At 44.0% G+C, this 19,160-nt stretch carries 18 protein-coding genes; 14 read left to right on the top strand and 4 right to left on the bottom strand.

Translation table 11 applies throughout. From position 1 onward, the window contains the following. Positions 1–58 precede the first annotated feature (58 nt). From OM416_RS27115 to OM416_RS27100, 4 genes are all read left to right on the top strand, one after another. Positions 59–439: a hypothetical protein gene (locus tag OM416_RS27115; RefSeq protein ID WP_264934681.1), complete on the top strand. Its 381-nt coding sequence runs from the start codon at positions 59–61 to the stop codon at positions 437–439. A 167-nt stretch (positions 440–606) separates the two neighbouring features. Continuing rightward, a complete protein-coding gene (locus OM416_RS27110; protein WP_264934679.1) occupies positions 607–1,731 on the top strand; it encodes a WXG100 family type VII secretion target in 1,125 nt (374 codons plus the stop codon). 3 nt (positions 1,732–1,734) lie between these two features. Beyond that, a complete protein-coding gene (locus OM416_RS27105) occupies positions 1,735–2,064 on the top strand; it encodes a hypothetical protein (RefSeq protein ID WP_264934677.1) in 330 nt (109 codons plus the stop codon). A 408-nt stretch (positions 2,065–2,472) separates the two neighbouring features. Beyond that, positions 2,473–4,899 (top strand): DEAD/DEAH box helicase family protein, encoded by a 2,427-nt coding sequence (locus tag OM416_RS27100; RefSeq protein ID WP_264934675.1) that lies wholly within the window; start codon positions 2,473–2,475, stop codon positions 4,897–4,899. Positions 4,900–4,949: 50 nt separating this feature from the next. Here the strand turns inward: OM416_RS27100 and OM416_RS27095 are convergent, their stop codons facing one another. Then, a complete protein-coding gene (locus tag OM416_RS27095; RefSeq protein ID WP_264934673.1) occupies positions 4,950–5,393 on the bottom strand; it encodes a hypothetical protein in 444 nt (147 codons plus the stop codon). A 40-nt stretch (positions 5,394–5,433) separates the two neighbouring features. After that, positions 5,434–6,159: a hypothetical protein gene (locus tag OM416_RS27090; RefSeq protein WP_264934671.1), complete on the bottom strand. Its 726-nt coding sequence runs from the start codon at positions 6,157–6,159 to the stop codon at positions 5,434–5,436. A 254-nt stretch (positions 6,160–6,413) separates the two neighbouring features. On the opposite strand from OM416_RS27090, the gene OM416_RS27085 reads away from it, so the two are divergent. Beyond that, positions 6,414–8,318, top strand: a complete 1,905-nt coding sequence (locus OM416_RS27085; RefSeq protein ID WP_076332989.1) for a 3'-5' exonuclease — start codon at positions 6,414–6,416, stop codon at positions 8,316–8,318. A 29-nt stretch (positions 8,319–8,347) separates the two neighbouring features. Here OM416_RS27085 and OM416_RS27080 read toward each other — a convergent pair whose 3' ends face one another. Together OM416_RS27080 and OM416_RS27075 are read right to left on the bottom strand one after the other, a co-directional pair. Next, positions 8,348–9,133 carry a MerR family transcriptional regulator gene (locus OM416_RS27080; protein WP_264934667.1) on the bottom strand — a complete coding sequence of 262 codons (786 nt, stop codon included), beginning with the start codon at positions 9,131–9,133 and terminating at the stop codon, positions 8,348–8,350. Continuing rightward, positions 9,108–10,034 (bottom strand): DUF2268 domain-containing protein, encoded by a 927-nt coding sequence (locus OM416_RS27075; protein WP_264934665.1) that lies wholly within the window; start codon positions 10,032–10,034, stop codon positions 9,108–9,110. The genes OM416_RS27080 and OM416_RS27075 overlap by 26 nt, the downstream gene beginning before the upstream one ends. Before the next feature lie 326 nt (positions 10,035–10,360). On the opposite strand from OM416_RS27075, the gene OM416_RS27070 reads away from it, so the two are divergent. The 9 genes from OM416_RS27070 to OM416_RS27030 all read left to right on the top strand — a co-directional run bounded on the left by OM416_RS27070 (position 10,361) and on the right by OM416_RS27030 (position 19,157). Continuing rightward, positions 10,361–11,662, top strand: coding sequence for a galactokinase (locus OM416_RS27070; RefSeq protein ID WP_264934662.1), 1,302 nt, complete (start codon positions 10,361–10,363; stop codon positions 11,660–11,662). A gap of 384 nt (positions 11,663–12,046) precedes the next feature. Continuing rightward, entirely contained in the window at positions 12,047–12,493 is a 447-nt protein-coding gene (locus OM416_RS27065; RefSeq protein ID WP_264934660.1) for a tellurite resistance TerB family protein, read from the top strand. Between the two features lie 38 nt (positions 12,494–12,531). After that, positions 12,532–13,125, top strand: a complete 594-nt coding sequence (locus OM416_RS27060; protein WP_264934658.1) for a TerD family protein — start codon at positions 12,532–12,534, stop codon at positions 13,123–13,125. Positions 13,126–13,186: 61 nt separating this feature from the next. After that, entirely contained in the window at positions 13,187–13,762 is a 576-nt protein-coding gene (locus tag OM416_RS27055; RefSeq protein WP_264934656.1) for a TerD family protein, read from the top strand. A 108-nt stretch (positions 13,763–13,870) separates the two neighbouring features. Continuing rightward, on the top strand, positions 13,871–14,452 hold the full coding sequence (locus OM416_RS27050; protein WP_264934654.1) for a TerD family protein: 582 nt from the start codon (positions 13,871–13,873) through the stop codon (positions 14,450–14,452). A 21-nt stretch (positions 14,453–14,473) separates the two neighbouring features. Further along, positions 14,474–15,718: a TerD family protein gene (locus OM416_RS27045; RefSeq protein ID WP_264934652.1), complete on the top strand. Its 1,245-nt coding sequence runs from the start codon at positions 14,474–14,476 to the stop codon at positions 15,716–15,718. Between the two features lie 29 nt (positions 15,719–15,747). Continuing rightward, entirely contained in the window at positions 15,748–16,485 is a 738-nt protein-coding gene (locus OM416_RS27040; RefSeq protein WP_264934650.1) for a TerC family protein, read from the top strand. A gap of 139 nt (positions 16,486–16,624) precedes the next feature. Then, positions 16,625–17,821: an HpcH/HpaI aldolase/citrate lyase family protein gene (locus tag OM416_RS27035; protein WP_264934648.1), complete on the top strand. Its 1,197-nt coding sequence runs from the start codon at positions 16,625–16,627 to the stop codon at positions 17,819–17,821. Next, a complete protein-coding gene (locus OM416_RS27030; protein ID WP_264934646.1) occupies positions 17,757–19,157 on the top strand; it encodes a phosphoribosyltransferase family protein in 1,401 nt (466 codons plus the stop codon). Before OM416_RS27035 ends, OM416_RS27030 begins: the two co-directional genes overlap by 65 nt. The last annotated feature ends 3 nt before the right edge of the window (positions 19,158–19,160 follow it).

Genomic DNA, 19,160 nt, shown 5'->3' with positions numbered 1-19,160 from the left:
CTGATGAAATTCAAACCATCTTAATATCCAATTATATCATATTTTGGAGGAGGATTTAATGAAGCTGTTCTTGATATTGTGTGTGTTGATACTCGTATTGACAGGTTGTGGTCAGAACAATAGAGAGAAAGCCATTGAATATCTAACGCAAAATCAGAGAAATGATGCATCACTCATTGTATTTACCGACCGTCTTTCGGAGCGGCCATTTATTGTTGATTTACAGACGCAATTAAATGAAGTGAATAACGAAAATTTGAGATCAGAAGGCCCAATTACCAGTGTGAATTTTTATAATGTGCGTGATGATAATAAGTTTAATTATGAGAAGATTTTCGGTCTAAAATCATATCCGTACATGATCCTGTTCGAGAAAGGCCACATCACATTGGAAACCCAGGAACCGGAAGAGATCGTTCAGTATTTTAAACAGAAGTAAGACTTCATGAATAACATGCACGAATATGCAAAATATCTGGCTAATGAATGTTTCCTGACTACTGAATCTTTAACGAGAAAATGAATCCTCCGTTTGATTCCAATCAAACTCTTCACTTGTTAAAATTTAGGTATAACTACTATGGTCAGGTTGGCGGTGAAGATGGTATGCAACGTATTCAGCTACAACCCGATGTGTTGGACGAGAAAGCTCGATTGGTTCAGCAGAAGAAATTGGAACTCGATCGAATCGTTAGAGAACTGGAGAAATCCATCTATATGTTGCAATCCGAATGGTCGGGTGTGACAGGAGAGCGTTTCTTCTGGGATTTTATGCAAGTGAAAGAAGTGTTCCCAACTACACTCGGGCTGTTGGACAAGATCCAGAATGAGTTTACGTTTATCGCGAGGAACTTCAGAACAACGGACGGTTCAGGCGAGGTTGCACTGTATATTCCAGAGGAGCTAAAGCGAAATTTCGCTGTAGGGTTGCTTGATAAATCCATAGGAGAAACAATAACGGGATTGGGTCAGACGACAGAAGCTTTCTTTGATAACCCGTTCAGTACATTAAGCAGTGTGGCATATGCCATGACAGTGGGCAAAGTTGTAGACGTTGGGCGTGGAGTTCAGTTTGCATGGGATACTGCTTGGGGTACTGGAACGGCGAGATCTGATATAGAGAAATTTGTAGAAGAGCAGAAGAAACAGATCGATGAGAGTGGTGCAGGGTATTACGGTGGAGCGATGACAGGTCAGGCTTTGGCGTATGTTTTGTTTGGCAAGGCGTTTCGTTCGAAGGACGACATTGGGTCGGGTGGATCTGGTGGAGGGAAGCCAGTGAAAGCTAATGTAGAGCCAAGTAAAGGCAGCAAAATTAATAGTTCAAAAGAGGTTGAAATTATTAATCAAAGAGGTGAGTCCCTAGGGGAATTCGATGAGATTGATCTGAATAAAGGTATATTTTACGAAGATAAGTCTGCTCAAGGGCTTAATAAGGTTAATCCTAAAACTGGATTACCAGCACAGACCCCACAAGAATTCGCAGACAAACAGATCTTTACTAAAACAAGTAATCGTATTTTCGCTTTAGAGAACGCTACTTCAACAAGGACAACTGTTAATGGTTCACAAGAAATACCCACTCTAGAAGATATAAAGGGAATAAAAGAATTCATTTTTAGATTAGACGGTGATACAACTGAATTGAGACAATCTGTCAATAACAGCATAAAGAAATTAAAAAATGAGTTTCCGGAGTACAAATTTAGCGCAAAATTCGGAGGGGATTAAGGAATGTCTATCAGTGCTGTAATACTTGAACCACAAAATGATTTTGAAAAGAGTTTTTTTGTTCCAATTGCAACAGAATCTTTTTTTAAGGATTGCTGGGAACCCGCTGTTGAAGTACTAGATTTAAGATGGATAGATCTCTTCTCAACTGGTGTTGATATAGAAGGGGAAGATGTGCCGATGATTATTGAGGAACTACTTCTGGTAAAGGAATGGGCTGTAAAGAATTTAGAAGATGAACAAAGGGATAGAATAGTCGAAAGAATAGATGGACTTCGAGAAAAGTTGCCACTTGCATTTCAAAGACAGGACGCAATTGTTTTTATAGGGTAGAGCATTTATATTTTAGGAGTTACGACGGATTATGAGAGTGGGAAAAGGAGTAGTGCTACATCGATCCCAAAAGCCTCTAAACGAAACCTCACAACTGAATTACAGATAAATAATGCATAAAAGCACTTCTACCAGACAAACGTAGAGGTGCTTCTTACTATAAAATCTTAGGAGAACAGAATGCTATGATTTTAAAGAAACGATTTGTAATGATTGGATGCTGCATTGGCTTAGCATTATTGCTTGTTCTAACCTATAGCTTTTATAAAGAAAAAAGAATGTATGAACAGTATCTAACGATGGATTTACGACAAGATATGGTTGATATGAAGAGTGCAATCATTAATAATGATATTTTATTTAACCGTATACTGGAGAATGAGAAAATAACAAATGAGATGGTTGAGGATGGAGAACAAGCCAGCCAGCTCTATTACAACTTTAATGATTGCCCGGATGCAGCATGCATCCGGGATTTATATTATGACGTCCTTTATTATGCAGTCCGGGGTGAGACTGCTGGCCCCGCACTTAAAGCGGGCGGCGGAGCGTGGTGCAGAAGTACGGATGCTTGCGGGAGACTATCTGTATATCACACAGCCGGAGGGCTTACGGGCACTGTGTGAGGTTGATCCCCGAATTGAAACACGTTTGTGGCGAAGTATGGGCACTTCTTTTCACCCAAAAGCATATCTGTTCGATCATGACAACGGCGAAGGACTACTAATCGTCGGCTCTTCGAACTTCTCGTTCACTGCGCTGAGGACGGGTTATGAATGGAATCTCGTGATGAATGCGGAGGCGGAGCCGTATACGTTTCAGATGGCGTTGGACAAGTTCATGCAGAGCTTCTACCACGAGACAACCTTACCGGTGAACCCGGATTCGATTGAACTGTATGAGGAAGAGTACCGCAAATATCATCAGAAGAACCCGGAGATGATCCAGCGCATCACGGAGATGGAAGAAGCGGAATTTGGCACAGGTCTACCTGAGGACAAAGGGGAAGAAGCCGCCGAGCTGTCGCTTGTGCCAATCCAGCCGCGTTTGGCGCAGTTGGATGCGCTTGAAGCACTCCATGGCACGATGGAGGAGCAGTACGACAAGGCGATGGTCGTCATGGCGACCGGGCTTGGCAAAACGTATCTGGCGGGTTTCTTCGCGCAGCGGTTCCAGAGGGTGTTGTTTGTGGCACATCGGGAAGAGATTCTGTTCCAGGCGAAGAAGTCTTTTCAACGGATCATGCCGGAGCGCAGTCATGGGATCTATAACGGACAGTACAAGGATGGGGCGGCGGATTGTGTGTATGCTTCAATCTTTACGCTGAGTATGCAGAAGCACCGGGATGGTTTTGCGGTGGATGCATTTGATCTGATCGTGGTCGACGAATTCCATCATGCGGCGGCGAAGACATATATGTCGGTGATTGAGCATTTTCAGCCGAAGTTCCTGCTGGGCATTACGGCGACCCCGGATCGACTGGATGGTAAAGATGTGTATGCACTCTGTGATGGGAATGTGGCGTATCAGATGCATTTTATTGAAGCGATCCGGCGAGGTTGGCTGGCGCCATTTCAATATTACGGGGTATTCGACGATACAGATTATTCGCAGATTCGCTGGATCGGGACAAAGTATGATGAGGAACAGCTCATGGCCGTTCAATTGCAAGAGGAGCACGTAGAGACGATCTATGCAGCCTGGGTCCGGCACAAACAGACGAGAACGATTGGTTTTTGCTCTTCGATCCGGCAGGCGGATTATTTGGCTGCGTATTTCCGAAGTCAGGGCGTGAAGGTACTCAGTCTGCATTCGCGCACATCGGAGATGTCGCGGGAGGAAGCTATTCGGCAGCTTGATGCGGGTGATCTGAAGGTTGTGCTGACGGTGGATCTGTTCAACGAAGGGACGGATATTCCACGTGTGGATACGCTATTATTCGTGCGTCCAACCGAGTCGCTCACGGTGTTTACGCGCAAGGTGGGGCGCGGTCTGCGGCTGGCGGAAGGCAAATCGCATTGTGTCATCATCGACCTGATCGGAAACTACCGAAATGCGGATGTGAAGCTGAGCCTTCTGGACGTACGCGGAGACGAGGAACGAAGCGGAAAAACGATGGATTCGGCTGTGCCTGAGGTTCCGGCTAACTGTGGGATTCATCTGGAGACCCGAGTAGTGAACCTGCTTCAGGAGCTGAGCCGCAAACGGTTACCGCGCCGCGAGAAGCTGCATCAGGATTTTCTGGATGTGAAGCGAGAGCTGGGGCGTATTCCGACGTATCTGGAGCTGCACCTCATGGGGCGTTCGAAGAGTGTTGGGTATCGGAGCGAATTTGGTTCGTATGTTGGATTTCTGTATTGGGCGGAGTTGCAGTCCCCGACTGAGGGAGAGATGTACGTCCGGCATGAGGCGTGGCTGCGCGATGTGGAGAAGACGGTCATGAACAAAAGCTACAAGATGATCGTATTGCTATACATGTTGGAGCGAGGCGAAGCGCACTGGATGGACCCGATCACACCGGGCGAGATAGCTGAATTTTTCCATACGTACCTGACAGAGAAGGAATACCGGAAACGGAAAGACTTTTCGGACAAGGACAAGCTAGCGCTCTGGGAATGGAATGAGAGGACGGCAACACGGATTGAGAAACTGATAAATGATATGCCGATGTCCATGTGGAGTGGGGCCAAGGGCAGCATGACGCGATTCGAAGAAGGCGTGTTCTCACTGAATGTGCAGGTGAAGGATGCGGAGGAACAGGCGGTGCTGTATCGCTGGACGAAGGAGATTTGTCTGTATCGGTTGCATGCGTATTTTGAGCGGGGGGAACCCTAGTTAAACGAAAAACCAGACTACACACCGTTGTATGGCATGTAGTCTGGTTTCTATTTTCCATTTCTTGTTCTCCAGAAGGTATAGATACACAGGGCAACGAGTAAAAACGTAGGGATAATAACGGGTTGAACTGAATTACCTATCGGGATGGAGCTAGCAAGTGAAACCACGTAACTAATTAGTGCAACCCCAATGAATAATGCTGCATTGAAGATGAGAAAATGTTTTAAAGGTTTTTTCTGAAATTGATACATTACAAAAATGAATGCAATCACGAATAGAATGAGGAACGCAGATTCTGAGATGGTTGTCCATCTTCCGGTTTGGCTTATGGAATTAACATCATCTTGGGTTAAATTGCCCTCAGATACCCATTGTTGAGAGTGACTTAATCGGGTATTCTCTAAAAATAGATAGATACTGTAACTTATAAGCATTAGGACAGCGTATATAAGTAAAAAGAGTGTTGGTAGCTTTTCACTTTTTGTTTTCATGTATGATCACCTCTTTACTTAATAAAACTGACATTTCTATCTAAGGCTGTAATACGGAAGGATATGCTTTCATAGTATCCGTATGAGTTCCAAAATCGAGATTGACTCCTAATGGAAGATCTCCTATAGATAATCCGAGTATAGCTCTCATTTTATATCTTGCATTGAAGGTAGCCGTAGATCCAGAAGAAGAATTATAGGTATAGATGTCTTCTAGTGCCGGAGAGAACATAGCACCGAAGTTTGCTGTGGTAAGGCTGATTTTAGGTCCACTAACTGTCGTTACTTTAAATGTACTTGTATCATAAGAGAAATTACCTGAAAGAGTAACGACCCACTCTTTAGTGAATTTGTCTCTTGTATCTTTTGCAATGTGATAGAATCTCTCCGAGACATTCTCTCCCCTGATGTTACTTAGGGCATTAACTTCTAAGCCTGATTCTTTTAAGTTGTCTAGTGGAGAATGTTCTCTATATGATAGAAACCAGTTGTTTTCTATAATTATATTTTGTATTGTCCGATAATCTGCTGCTTCATGATGTTCTTTAGTAACTTCAATAAAACGATCTGTAACGACAGAACCTTCAAGATCTTTAACTGTAAAATCTTCGGTATTCTCAAATGCAGTATCTATAAAATTGGTAAATAGACTACTGATTTCAGAGTTCTCAGTGCTCTCCTCAGTCACATTTGCAGAAGCTGAATTAATAGTAGTACACGACAATACTAAGGTCAATGTTATCACTAAACTTAAAAATTTCTTCAATTAATCATCTCTCCCTAATTACCTTGAGTTGGTTTATTTGTGTTGGCCAACATTAATAACCGTAACATATACAATTTCCAAATGGTACCTATTATGTGGGATTTATATACATCAATACAAAAGGACCAGGAAAAAAGGATTGAATTTTTTAGTATACTTTCGTAACTGTGAATTTTAAATGTGGAAAATTGTGGTTCTTTAGTAGATAATGAAGCTATAGCAAGTTTAGATAACTAGAATTAGGAGCGATTTGCATGGCAAATACAGTACCGGAAGCTATCCCCAAGAAAGCGACAGCAGGAGAAAGACTATTATTTGATACTTTGAAAAAACACCTCCCAAAAGACTATATCGTATATTATGAACCTGAAATTCGTGGAAGAAGACCGGATTTTGTCATTATCGGGCCAGATTTAGGTTTGCTCGTACTAGAAGTGAAAGATTATACCAAAGGGACGCTGCATCAGGTGAACCGGGACGAATGGACGTTGCGCAATACGGCAGGGGAGACAGTTACTGCCCGAAGCCCGCTGAAGCAGGCGAGAGACTACGCGTTCCTCATTGCGGATCAATTAAAGAAGGACAAGAATTTGATTAAAGAGGGAACGCCAGGATATTTGAAATTTAATTACGGATATGGGGTTGTCTTTACTCGCCTGAAACAGCAAGATTTTCTCCGTATGGATTTGTATAGCGTGATCGATCCAGTATTTGTGTTGACCAGAGAAGAGATGGACCCAGAGGATGAAGATTTTTCAGAAGAGATTTTGATTGAGAAGTTATTACATATGTTCACGGTGCCGACCCGGAACCGATATAGCTTGACCAATGAAGATATACAGGCAATTCGCTACCATCTGTTTCCTGAAGTACGGATTAGCGCAGAACGCAAAGAGATTGTGCCTCATCAGGACCAGCTGTTATTATCCTTGCATAACATTAAGACGATGGATCTACATCAGGAAAAAATGGCGAAGCAGGTTGGAGACAAACATCGTTTAATCCGCGGAGTCGCGGGGAGTGGTAAAACGCTGGTACTCGTCAGTCGGGCACGGATGCTGGCCAAGGCCAATCCAGACTGGAATATTCTTGTGCTATGCTACGGCTCAACCTTGTCCCAATACTTAAGGCAAGCTATTGTACAGAAGATGGCTGAGCCTGAAGACTTGTTTGATTTTAAGGATCAGGATGTGCTTTCTTCACATGAGTCTAATATTCAGGTAAGCACCTTTCATTCGTGGCTAGGGCAGCAATTTCGAATCATGGACAGGAAACTGCCGGTCTTGATGGAAAAAATCTCCCAAGGACTACAAGAATTGCCGAAGTATGATGCCATATTAATCGATGAGGGGCAGGACTTTGATGCGGATTGGCTGAAGCTCGTGAGCGCATGTCTCAATGAGGAGACGCAGTCGCTGCTGCTTGTCGAGGACCGTGCACAAACCATTTTTAAACGAAAAAATAGCTTGGCTCAAGATACAGGATTAGACTTCCGAGGACGTTCCAAGATACTAACAATCAACTACAGGAATACGGCACAGATTGTTCAATTTGCGTGGGATTTCTATAAAGAACAGTCCAAGTTGCAACAGAAAGTCATCAGCACCGGGGCTGATGCAATTGAGATTATACCGCCTCAGTTCACGAACCGTAAAGGTCCAGAGCCTCTAATTTATCGCAGTAAAAGTACACAAGCAGAGATGGCGTTTGTTGCCAAATCGATAGACTATTTACGGCGTGAAAAATCGTTCGCTCTGAAGGACATTGCTATTTTGTACAGGGTACAGGAGTCTAATCAAGTCAACAGTATCGAAGAATTGGGAAAAGCTCTGAACGAAAATCATCTACCGTATAATTGGGTGACCCAGAATGACCTATCTAAAAAGAACTTTAATCGGGAAGAGGAAAGTATTAAAGTTCTGACAATAGACAGTGCTAAGGGATTGGATTTCAGAGCAGTGTTTATGATTTCGATTGAGACTATGCCACGAAAAGCAGGAAAATCGAATGAAGTTGATGAACGGGAAGTTTCTCGTTTCTATATCGGGATGACGCGTGCGTTGGAGTGGTTATTTCTGAGCTACTCAGGCGAATCTCAATTCACTCGATATCTCGATGAGGTCCAACGACAGCGAATGGACAAACAGGCTATATTATAAAGCTCAAGACCTTTGAAACCATCCTAATACTAGGAAACGGGTTTCAAAGGTCTTTCCTCACCCTCCACATAAACCATAATCGCTTCATACAAAAACCTCAAAAAAACCTCATCGCCAAACTGATCAAAATAACCCGCATAGCGACGATCCGTCGTATAGGCTTCAGCGATACATCTCAGAATCTCATCATCACAGACCATGAACTGTTCCAGACAACTCTTCCATTCACGCACTAACGCTTGCACCTCACCAGAAGCAGGAGACAGATCCTGATGTTTCGCTAATTCCCGAAATACCTGCTCCATGTTGGCCGAGAATTGCTGGTAGGCTTTTTCTTGCTCTTCCACAGACAGCTCGCTCACATTAGTTTCAAATTCCTGATATTTCTCGGTATCTCCGTAGATGAACTTCGCCTCGGATTCATATTGCTCTTGAATAGACAGAATGGAAGAGTCGTCAAACAGATGAAGATGAGAGAGATCCGTTCCATCTACATACTCGTCCAACTGGTCGATGATGGTTTCGAGCTTTTGTTTGCGTTGAACGAGTGTACTGCGATGCTCTCTTAGGATATCTTTCTGTTCTTCTTTGGAGAGTTGCATCATGGCGGCAATGTCTTTTAATGAGAAATTCATTTCTTTGAACAACAGAATCATTTGCAGATTCCCCAGTGCCTCTTGATCGTAATACCGATAGCCATTGTCCTCGACTTTGCTCGGTGTTAATAGATCTGTTTTATCGTAATAATGTAATGCGCGTTTGGTGATGCCTGTAATCTGGATGATATCTTTAACGGTGAAATAAGGTGTCTTCATTCCAAAAGTCCTTTGTTTCAGCAAGGATAACACTTGCCGGAGTGATGGTTGCTTCGGTAATCGGTGTACCTGTCTTGTTCAGATAATATTGAATTAGGTGATAACCGCAGGCATAGCCAGCCGCATAGGGCATACCTACGGGAGTGAAGTTTTGCATGATGGCAAGTTCATCGCCGTATAGATACGGATTAATTTGGTCAAAACCGGTGACATGCAGCTGGTCTTTCATTTTTGGTTTGATTACGGTATTCAAAGTCTCCATATCCGTTTTGGCTACCCAGGGGCCTAGCAACTCTTCTCCATACAGGGATGTCGCAAAGCTCTCAGCCAACCCCTCGCTAACAACCATATCGCCAAGCGTAATCTGTGGATTCCACTGGATATATTGATACCTCACGTTATGATTGCATTCATGAGCTAACACGGATTGAATACGAGGTAGAGTATACCTATTGGGGATCAGGTTCGCAATAATATAACCCGGGATTCCGCCATCCCCGCTGATGCCTTCGTTCATGGTGAGTGATGGGCTATTCTTATCGCCTAATAAAATTGTATATAGATATTCGGAGACCGATAGCTCAATCCCGTGATCTGTAAAGGTGGATAGACTCGTACGAACAGCTTCATGACACTGTTGCCAAAATGCTTCAGACGAAATCGCTGCTAACGATTCGTTAATCTCAGGTGTGATATCTGCTGGAGCGATATTCATAAAGTTATTCATCATGATCACGTCGAAGCCGTGAGGCTCTTGAGAGCGAAACGGGATCTGTTGAATGTTCCATTTGTTCATGAATGGACTCATCATTCGCTCGCGGTATAACTCCAATTTCTTATCGGGTGCAGCCTGGATGATCTCCTCATAGATTTGATCTGAACGTAACGCGATAATCTTCATCCTTGATCTCTCCTTCTTATTCGCTTGAGATCATTATCAAGTATGACCTTACGTTACAGTCAAGCGTTGATGTTACGCTGCTGGCTCTCTGAATGATTCTGCATCTTCATTGCGAATATCAGAGCAGACAGGATATAGATCAGGCTTTCATCGTTCCCTCCACCAATAAATAACTTCACAAAACGCTTACAAACTTTCAATTCTACCCTACCTTTTCCGCTGTGAAGCTGAGATAATGGGAGAGGAATAAGGTATGAAACAGACGCGACAACCATGTTCATCAACAGTCTAAAAATAAAAGCTGCATATCCATAGGAGGATTATTAATGACGACACAACCATTGAATCTGATCCAATCCACGGAGGGCCAAGCGTTGCTTGCCCAAATGTATGGACAATCACAAGTAGAGGAACAGACTGCACGTTACACGAAGCTGAACGCAACGTTTGAAGAGTACTTCGGCGCACAAGAAGGAAGCAAGTTGTTCAGCGCGGCAGGACGCAGTGAGATTGGCGGCAATCACACGGATCATAACCATGGTAAAGTGCTGGCGGGCAGCATTACGCTGGATACGATTGCAGTGGCAGCACCAACTGCGGATTCGGTTATTACGTTTTACTCAGAAGGCTATGACAAGAAATATGTAATCGATCTCACGGACCTCACGCCAAATACGGAAGACGATGGCACAACAGCATTGATTCGCGGTATGGCTGCAGGATTTGGAGAATTTGGATATAAAGTAGGCGGCTTCCAGGCGTATCTCTCGAGTAACGTGTTCTCGGCATCAGGAGTGAGTTCCTCGGCATCATTTGAGATGCTAATCTGTACGATTTTGAATCACTTCTATAATGATGGAGCACTGGATGTTGTGACCTTGGCCAAAATCGGTCAGTATGCGGAGAATCACTACTGGAACAAACCTTCCGGTCTGCTGGATCAGATGGCTTGTGCGTACGGCGGACTGATTGCCATTGATTTTGAAAATCCTGCACAGCCGGTCATCGAACCTGTTCAGTGGGATTTCCAACAAAACGGTTACTCATTGGTCATTGTAAATACAGGCGGTAATCACGCTGATCTGACGGAAGATTATGCTGCTGTGCCATATGAGATGAGAGCGGTTGCTCAGGCACTGGGCAGTGAGTATGTTCGGGAAATTACAGCAGACGCAATCTATGCCAACCTCAAGAAGGTTCGTGAAGCGGCTGGGGATCGTGCCGTGCTGCGTGCGCTTCATTTCCTGGAAGAAAACAATCGTGTCGATGGTCAGGTTCAGGCGTTGCGTGATGGACGTTTTGCTGATTTCTTGAAACTGATTACGGCGTCCGGTAACTCGTCATGGAAGTGGTTGCAGAATGTATATCAGAGTGGTGCTGTGAAGGAACAGGAGATTGGCATCGCGCTGGCACTGACCGAGAATTATCTGCAAAACCTGGGTGATGGCGCTTGTCGGATTCATGGTGGTGGATTCGCAGGGGTTATTCTGACAATCCTTCCGAACGAAAAAGTAGAAGAGTATATGTCCTGGATGCACGACATGTTGGATACACCGATTATTGTCGTTAATGTGCGTGCACAGGGTGCAGTATGTCTGAATGCATTGATTGCTCAAGTAAACGAATAGGAACAATGGCTGGACTGAAATTTCGTATGTAAAAAAGCGGTTATCTGCCCCGAGTATGGTCAGGGTGAATAACCGCTTTTTGTCATGCCAAATAAAACATATATATACTTTGAACAACCTCAAAACATAGGACTGTAAAGAGGGTGTTTTTTTACGTGTCGAAATTTGTAATAAAATGTACGCCGTTTAAATACTAGATAATATCCCTTTAAAACATACTTAAGGGGATTGAAGTGGTTTTTGTTTTTATATGTAGAAAAATGACAAAATATAGAGTATAGTTAAGGGATAATTTAACTATTTTTTTCTATGAATTAGGATATAAAGCTGAATATTAGATTTTGCTAGTTTTAAAAGACATGAATATAGTAACGGAGGATGGATATGAGCTCATTCAGAAACTGGCTTAACTCAACCAAACAAGGCCTTGAGGACCAGGTTAAACGATTCAAGAATAAGGATTTTATGGACGCTGTAGTAGCAGGCTGTGCCTTGGTTGCTTTTGCGGATGGAAGCGTAGATGCTGCGGAGAAGAACAAGATGGCGGGATACATAAATTTGAGTCAGGAATTGAAAGTGTTTGATATGACGGTTGTCATCGAACGCTTCAATCATTATGTCAATAACTTTGAGTTTTCGCCCGAGATCGGGAAACAGGAAGCCTTGAAGGCTATTGCCAAGTTTAAGTCGAAGCCGGAAGTAGGCCGTGTCATTGTAGGTGTGTGTAGTGCGATTGGTGCTGCTGATGGTAACTTCGACGATCAAGAGCGTAGAGTCGTAGCTGAAATTTGCACGGTTCTTGGCTTGAACCCGGGTGAATTCAGTCTGTAACCACCCTAGCATTTGAAGCTGAAAGGAGGTGAATATCAGTGGCTGGTATTAATTTGGTCAAGGGACAGAAGATCGATCTAACCAAAGGTAAAGCAGGATTAACTCAAGTCATCGCTGGTTTGGGTTGGGACCCTGTAGCCTCCAAAGGCTTCTTCGGAAGAAAGAAGCAGGCAAATATCGATTGTGATGCTTCCGCGTTGCTGTTGAATGAGAATGGCAAGTTAATGAAGGAAACCAATTTGGTCTGTTTCCATAACAAGCAGAGTTTGTGTAGATCTGTAGTTCATTCAGGAGATAATCTAACTGGTGAGGGCGAAGGAGACGATGAGCAAATCAAAATCAATCTCTCCTCCGTACCTGCCGATGTTCATAGAATTCTTATCGTTGTAAACATTTATGATTGTGTGAATCGCAAACAGGACTTTGGCATGATTGAGCGTGCATATATCCGCATTTTGGATGGGAAAAACGCTCAGGAGTTGGTCAAGTTTAATCTATCCGATAGTTATTCAGGCATGACAGCCCTCATCTGTGGCGAAATGTATCGACATGGTGCAGAGTGGAAATTCTCTGCAATCGGTGAAGGTGCTCATGCGGTACATATCGATGAGCTCGCTCGTCGTTATACGTAGTATATGAATCCTCAAAATGCAATTTTGCATCTAATTTTATAGTGAAGCGGAGATGAATCGAATGGCTATCAATCTATCTAAAGGTCAGAAGATCGACTTAACAAAAACAAATCCAGGTTTGGCCAAAATCACTGTAGGTTTGGGCTGGGATACCAATAAGTATGATGGCGGCAAGGATTTTGACCTGGATGTATCCGTGTTCTGTGCGAATGCGGACGGTAAGGTTAACGGAGAAAAGAATTTTATTTTCTTCAATAATCCGCAAAATGAAAATGGTTCCGTTGTGCATACGGGTGACAACCGCACGGGTGAAGGGGATGGCGATGATGAGCAAGTGAACATCGACCTGCCTAACGTTCCAGCAGACATCGAGAAAATTGCGTTCACGATTACAATCTATGAAGCTCAGGAACGCAGCCAGAACTTTGGACAAGTGTCCCGCGCGTATGTACGTATTGTAAATGAGGCTAATTCCGAAGAACTGATTCGTTTCGATCTGGGCGAAGATTTCTCCATCGAAACAGGTGTCGTAGTTGGAGAATTGTATCGTCACAGTGGTGAATGGAAATTCAGTGCGATCGGTAGCGGTTACCAGGACGGTCTGGTCGGTCTTACACGCGACTATGGTCTGCAATAGGACTCAACTAATAACTTATGAACACATAAAAGACAGGGAAGCCGTCGATTTGGCGGTTTTCCTTTTCATTAAAGAAGGCTTTCAATATTAAGAAAGGTGGACGAATATATGACAATTAGCTTAGCTAAAGGACAACGGATTGACCTTACCAAAACAAACCCTGGCTTAACAAAGGTTGTGGTGGGCCTTGGATGGGATACCAACAAATATAGCGGCGGAGTCGATTTTGACTTGGATGCTTCAGCATTTCTGCTTCATGAAGATGGTAAAGCCAAAGGAACAGACGATTTTGTGTTTTATAACAATCCAACGGGTGGTGCTGGATCACTAACTCACACAGGAGATAACCGTACAGGTGAGGGAGAAGGCGATGATGAGCAGATTATCGTGGATTTCAGCAAAGTTCCTGCAAATATTACCCGGATTGGTATTACCGTAACGATTTATGATTATGAAGCACGCGCACAGAATTTTGGACAGGTGTCCAACGCATTTGTTCGGGTCGTAGATGCGTCCAACGAACGTGAGGTTCTGCGTTATGATCTGGGAGAAGACTTCTCGACGGAAACGGCTGTTGTGTTCTGTGAATTTTACCGTTCAGGTTCAGACTGGAAGTTCCAGGCAATCGGAAGTGGTTTTGCCGGTGGACTTGCTGCGCTCTGCGAGAACTACGGATTAGATGCCAAATAGGGGAAGAAAGGTGAATCTGTTATGGCTGTAACTGTCGTCAAAGGGCAAAAAACGGACCTGACTAAAACCAATCCGGGGCTTACCCGTCTTACGGTTGGTATTGGTTGGAATTCCCCCTCAGCGCTTGAACTTGATACATCTGCCTTCCTTCTTGGTGCTGGTGGCAAAGTATCCGGTGATGAAGATTTTATCTTTTATAACCAGCCGACAACGGCATTTATTACGTACAAGGATACACCGCAGCAATCGGACAAAAAGCAATTTGATATTGATCTGAGCAAAATCCCTGCGCGTATTGAAAAGATTGCATTCAGTCTGACCATCTATGAAGGTGAGTCCAGAAATCAAAGCTTTGGTCAGGTTCAGAATACCTATATTCGCTTTGGGAATGCCAATAACGGACAGGAAGCATTAAAATATGATCTGGCTAGTGGATTTACGGTGGAAACGGCGATCGTCATTGGCGAGTTATATCGACATAATGGAGAGTGGAAGTTTAATGCAATTGGTTCCGGTTTTGCCGGGGGGCTGAATGCGTTGTGTGGCAATTTTGGCGTGAGTGTTGAGGATAATGCTTCATCTTCACAACCTGCTCCTCCTGTACCTCAGCCGCCAGCACCGAAGCCTCCAGCTCCACCAGCTCAGCCGCCTCAACCCAAGATTGAACTGAACCTGAACAAGATTGAGCTGAAGAAAAAAGGCGATACGATTAACCTGAAGAAAAATTCAGGTGGACTCGGAGAGATTTTAATTAATCTCAACTGGAATCAACAGACTAACCGTGGGTTGTTCGGGCGGAACAAGAGCGTCGATCTGGACCTCGGTTGCCTCTATGAAATGATGGATGGCAGTAAAGGGGTCATACAGGCTCTTGGAGAATCATTCGGGTCCGTTAACCGATATCCGTACATAGCTCTGGACGGGGATGATCGGACAGGGTCAGTGAGGACCGGAGAGAATCTGCGTATTAACGGTGAACGTGTTGCTCATATCAAGCGTATCCTCGTGTTCACTTACATTTATGAAGGTGTAAAAAACTGGTCACAGGCCGATGGAGTCGTAACGATTAACCAGAAAGACGGTCCTGATATTATCGTCCGCATGAATGAACATGGAAGTTCCTTGGGAATGTGTGGTATTGCCATGTTCCGCAACGTGAATGATGAGACGTTCAGTATCGAGAGAATTGTCCAGTTCTACAATGGACACCGCGCCCTAGATGAAGCCCATGGGTGGGGAATGCGCTGGACTGCCGGCAGTAAATAACAATTTGAGTTAGCGGAGGCTGCCTTTTCATGTTTAGTGATTTCTTTAAAAGCATTAGTGAGAACTATGGCCATTTTTTCTCTTGGACCGAGATTGTTGCTACACTCTCTGACCCTGTAAGCTGGGGAATTATTGGTAGCTTGATCTTACTGGAAGGGCTTCTGTCTGCGGATAACGCGCTGGTACTGGCTGTTATGGTTAAGCATTTGCCCAAGGAACAGCAAAAGCGGGCGTTATTCTATGGTATCTTAGGAGCTTATATTTTCAGGTTTATTGCGATCGGGCTGGGGACATTCCTCGTCAAGATCACCCTGATCAAAGTGCTCGGAGCATTATACCTGTTATACATTGCCTACAAAGGACTATTCAAGTCTGAGGCAGACGAGAATCAGGAGGGCAAGCAATATTCATTCTGGAAAACCGTGCTTATGGTCGAACTGATGGATATTGCTTTCAGTATTGACAGTGTTATTGCGGCGTTTGGTATTAGTGAGCAGATTTGGGTCCTTTTCCTCGGAGGTATCATCGGGGTGCTCATGATGCGTGGTGTCGCGCAGATTTTCCTTAAACTCATTGATAAGTTTCCTGAACTGGAAAAAGCAGCATTTATCCTTATTGCTATTATTTCAGTGAAAATGATGTTGAGTGCTTTTGGTTTCCATATCTCAAACGTGATTTTCTTCTCATTATTGATCGCTGTATTTGTTGGAGCGATTTTCCTCGGTTCAGCGAGAAGAAAAAAAGAAAACAAAGGTCAGACCTCTTAAAAAAATGTCACATTTGCCATCAATCCCTCCGCTTCCCGGAGGGATTGGTTTTTATACCCCGACAGCATTCATTTCATCATGCAGACTGACTTGAAGTCAGAAGTGCAAGGAGGAGAATAACCTGAAATATTTTAGCTTTTTGAACTCAGAGGAGGAAGAAGCGCTCTTTTTTTCTTCGCCCGTATCGTTTAGTCATCGAACCTCCAAAGAAATACTGGCATACGCTGTTGGGGCTGCTTTGTACATGCCAGCTACCCGTCCGCATATTGCAGACGATATTATGAACGGTAAGCATGAAGGACTCACAACCATCATTATTGATCTGGAAGATGCGGTTGGAGACGAGCAAGTCGAATTTGCAGAACAATGTTTGGCCCAGCATCTTATGCTTGTTGCAGAATACATGGAGTCGGGAATGCTGACATCCAACAGACTGCCTTTACTTTTTGTACGGGTAAGATCTCCAGAGCAGTTGGAACGTCTTTTTGACATACTGGGTGAACGGATGTCACTCCTGACAGGTATTGCCCTGCCGAAGTTCGATTGTGCGAATGGACGTGCTTATTTGCAGCTTATTCACGAGTATAATCAGCAGAAGCCGAATTCACATCCCCTACTATATGCCATGCCAATTTTGGAGACGGCGGAAGTGATATACCGAGAGACACGCTGGGATACATTGCTCCAGTTAAAGCAGATCGTGGATGAGTATGCACCTTATGTCCTGAATATCCGAATTGGAGCAACGGATTTCTCAAGTCTATTTGGACTGCGTCGAAGTCCGGAATTTACTATTTATGATATAGCAACGATACGTGATTGCATATCCGATATTATTAATTTATACGGTCGCGAGGAAAATGGTTATGTGATATCTGGTCCGGTGTGGGAATATTTTAGTCAGCGTGAACGAGTGTTCAAGCCGCAATTAAGGCAGACGCCATTTGAAGAAACACTTGGCAAGACGGGACGAAATCTCAGGATGAAATATATTACGAACTCCATGGACGGAATGATGCGTGAAGTCATGATGGATAAGGAGAACGGAATTATAGGAAAAACGATTATTCATCCGACACATATCAAGCCCGTTCAGGCGATGTATGTGGTTACACATGAAGAGTTCGTGGATGCACAAGGTATTGTAGCTCGTAATGATGGAAGCTTAGGGGTTTTCAAAAGCGCGTATACCAACAAAATGAACGAGATCAAGCCGCACTTGAGTTGGGCTAAACGAATTTTAATCCGATCACAAATATATGGGGTGTTACATGAACAGCAGCATTTTGTCGGGCTCTTGCCCAAACACGAACACACGTACGTTTCCTATTCTTGATCAGTTCAATATTACGATTGAGGCCACTTACAATCCGTTTGAAATCCCTTTGGAGAATCTGTTCTCGATGGCGGCTCGCTTAAATAAAAAGAGATCATTTCTTTTTGTCAGTAAGTTGCTTGGCAAACATATTGCCGTCAATCCTTATACTTCTTTATTAAGCGGGGCTGCCCTTGCAGTTCTTCTATATGAAGATTTAACTCACGGAGAGGACGAACGTATTGCAGAATGGAAACAACGTATGGTCCGAGGTTTAATTGATCCTGATCAAGCTCGTGAGTCGTATGAGTATTTAATGAATGCCAAAATGATCTTGCCTGAAGAAGTACGATTCGTTGGGTTCGCTGAGACAGCCACCGCTCTGGGGCAAAGTATGTACGAGCTGTTCGCTGATCGTGCAACGTATATTCATTCCACAAGAGAGTACCTGCCTGAACTGGAGCCGGATATTCAATTCGAGGAGGAGCATTCTCACGCGATGTCTCATCGCTGTTACGCTCTGGACTCCGAATCACTCGCAGAGGGTGAGCCTCTTGTTCTTGTGGATGATGAGATCACAACGGGCAATACCACATTGAACATTATTCGGGATATCCAGCGCACCTATCCGCGCAAACAATATTATATCGCGTCTTTGCTGGATTGGCGCACTGATGCAGATGAGCAGAAATTCACAGCACTGGAAGTAGAACTTGGAATCACGATCACTCCACTATGCTTATTAAAAGGAAAGATTCAGGTGATGGGCGAACCATCTATCGATGCTTCCAGAGAGAAACTGGTCAATGAATCCTTATCATTAATAAGTGTTTTGTCTGTAGCAGGTGAACTGGAGCCATGGGGCGCTGTATCTGCTGATTCGGAGGGGAATCGCTGGTCGGCTCCTTATCTTCGGTATACAGGCCGATTCGGAATTCATTCCAGTCATAATGCTGGTCTGGATTCGGGTATTTCTAGGATCGCAGCCATTTTGCGAGAAAAGAGTAAAGGCCGGCGTACCCTTGTCATGGGTACAGGGGAGTTTATGCATATTCCGATGCGAATTGCAGCTGAGATGGGCGACGGAGTTATGTACCAGTCCACAACTCGGAGTCCAATCCATACGGTGAATCGTCCAGGATATGCGGTTATTGCAGGTGAAGGATATACCTCGCCAGAAGATCCGACTGTTCGCAATTATATTTACAATGTATTACCTGGGCAATATGATGAGATTTTTGTTTTGATGGAAAGACATATGTCTGAAGAACGCATGCAGCCTATGCTGGATGTATTGTCCCAACTCGGATGTAAGCAAATATACGTGGTGTACTGCGGTGTTCCACAGGAGGGCTGAGAA

The sequence above is a fragment of the Paenibacillus sp. LS1 genome (assembly GCF_026013365.1).
Classification (GTDB): Bacteria; Bacillota; Bacilli; order Paenibacillales; family Paenibacillaceae; genus Paenibacillus.
Note: the sequence above shows the minus strand (reverse complement) of the source record. Positions and strands in the feature narration are given on the sequence as shown.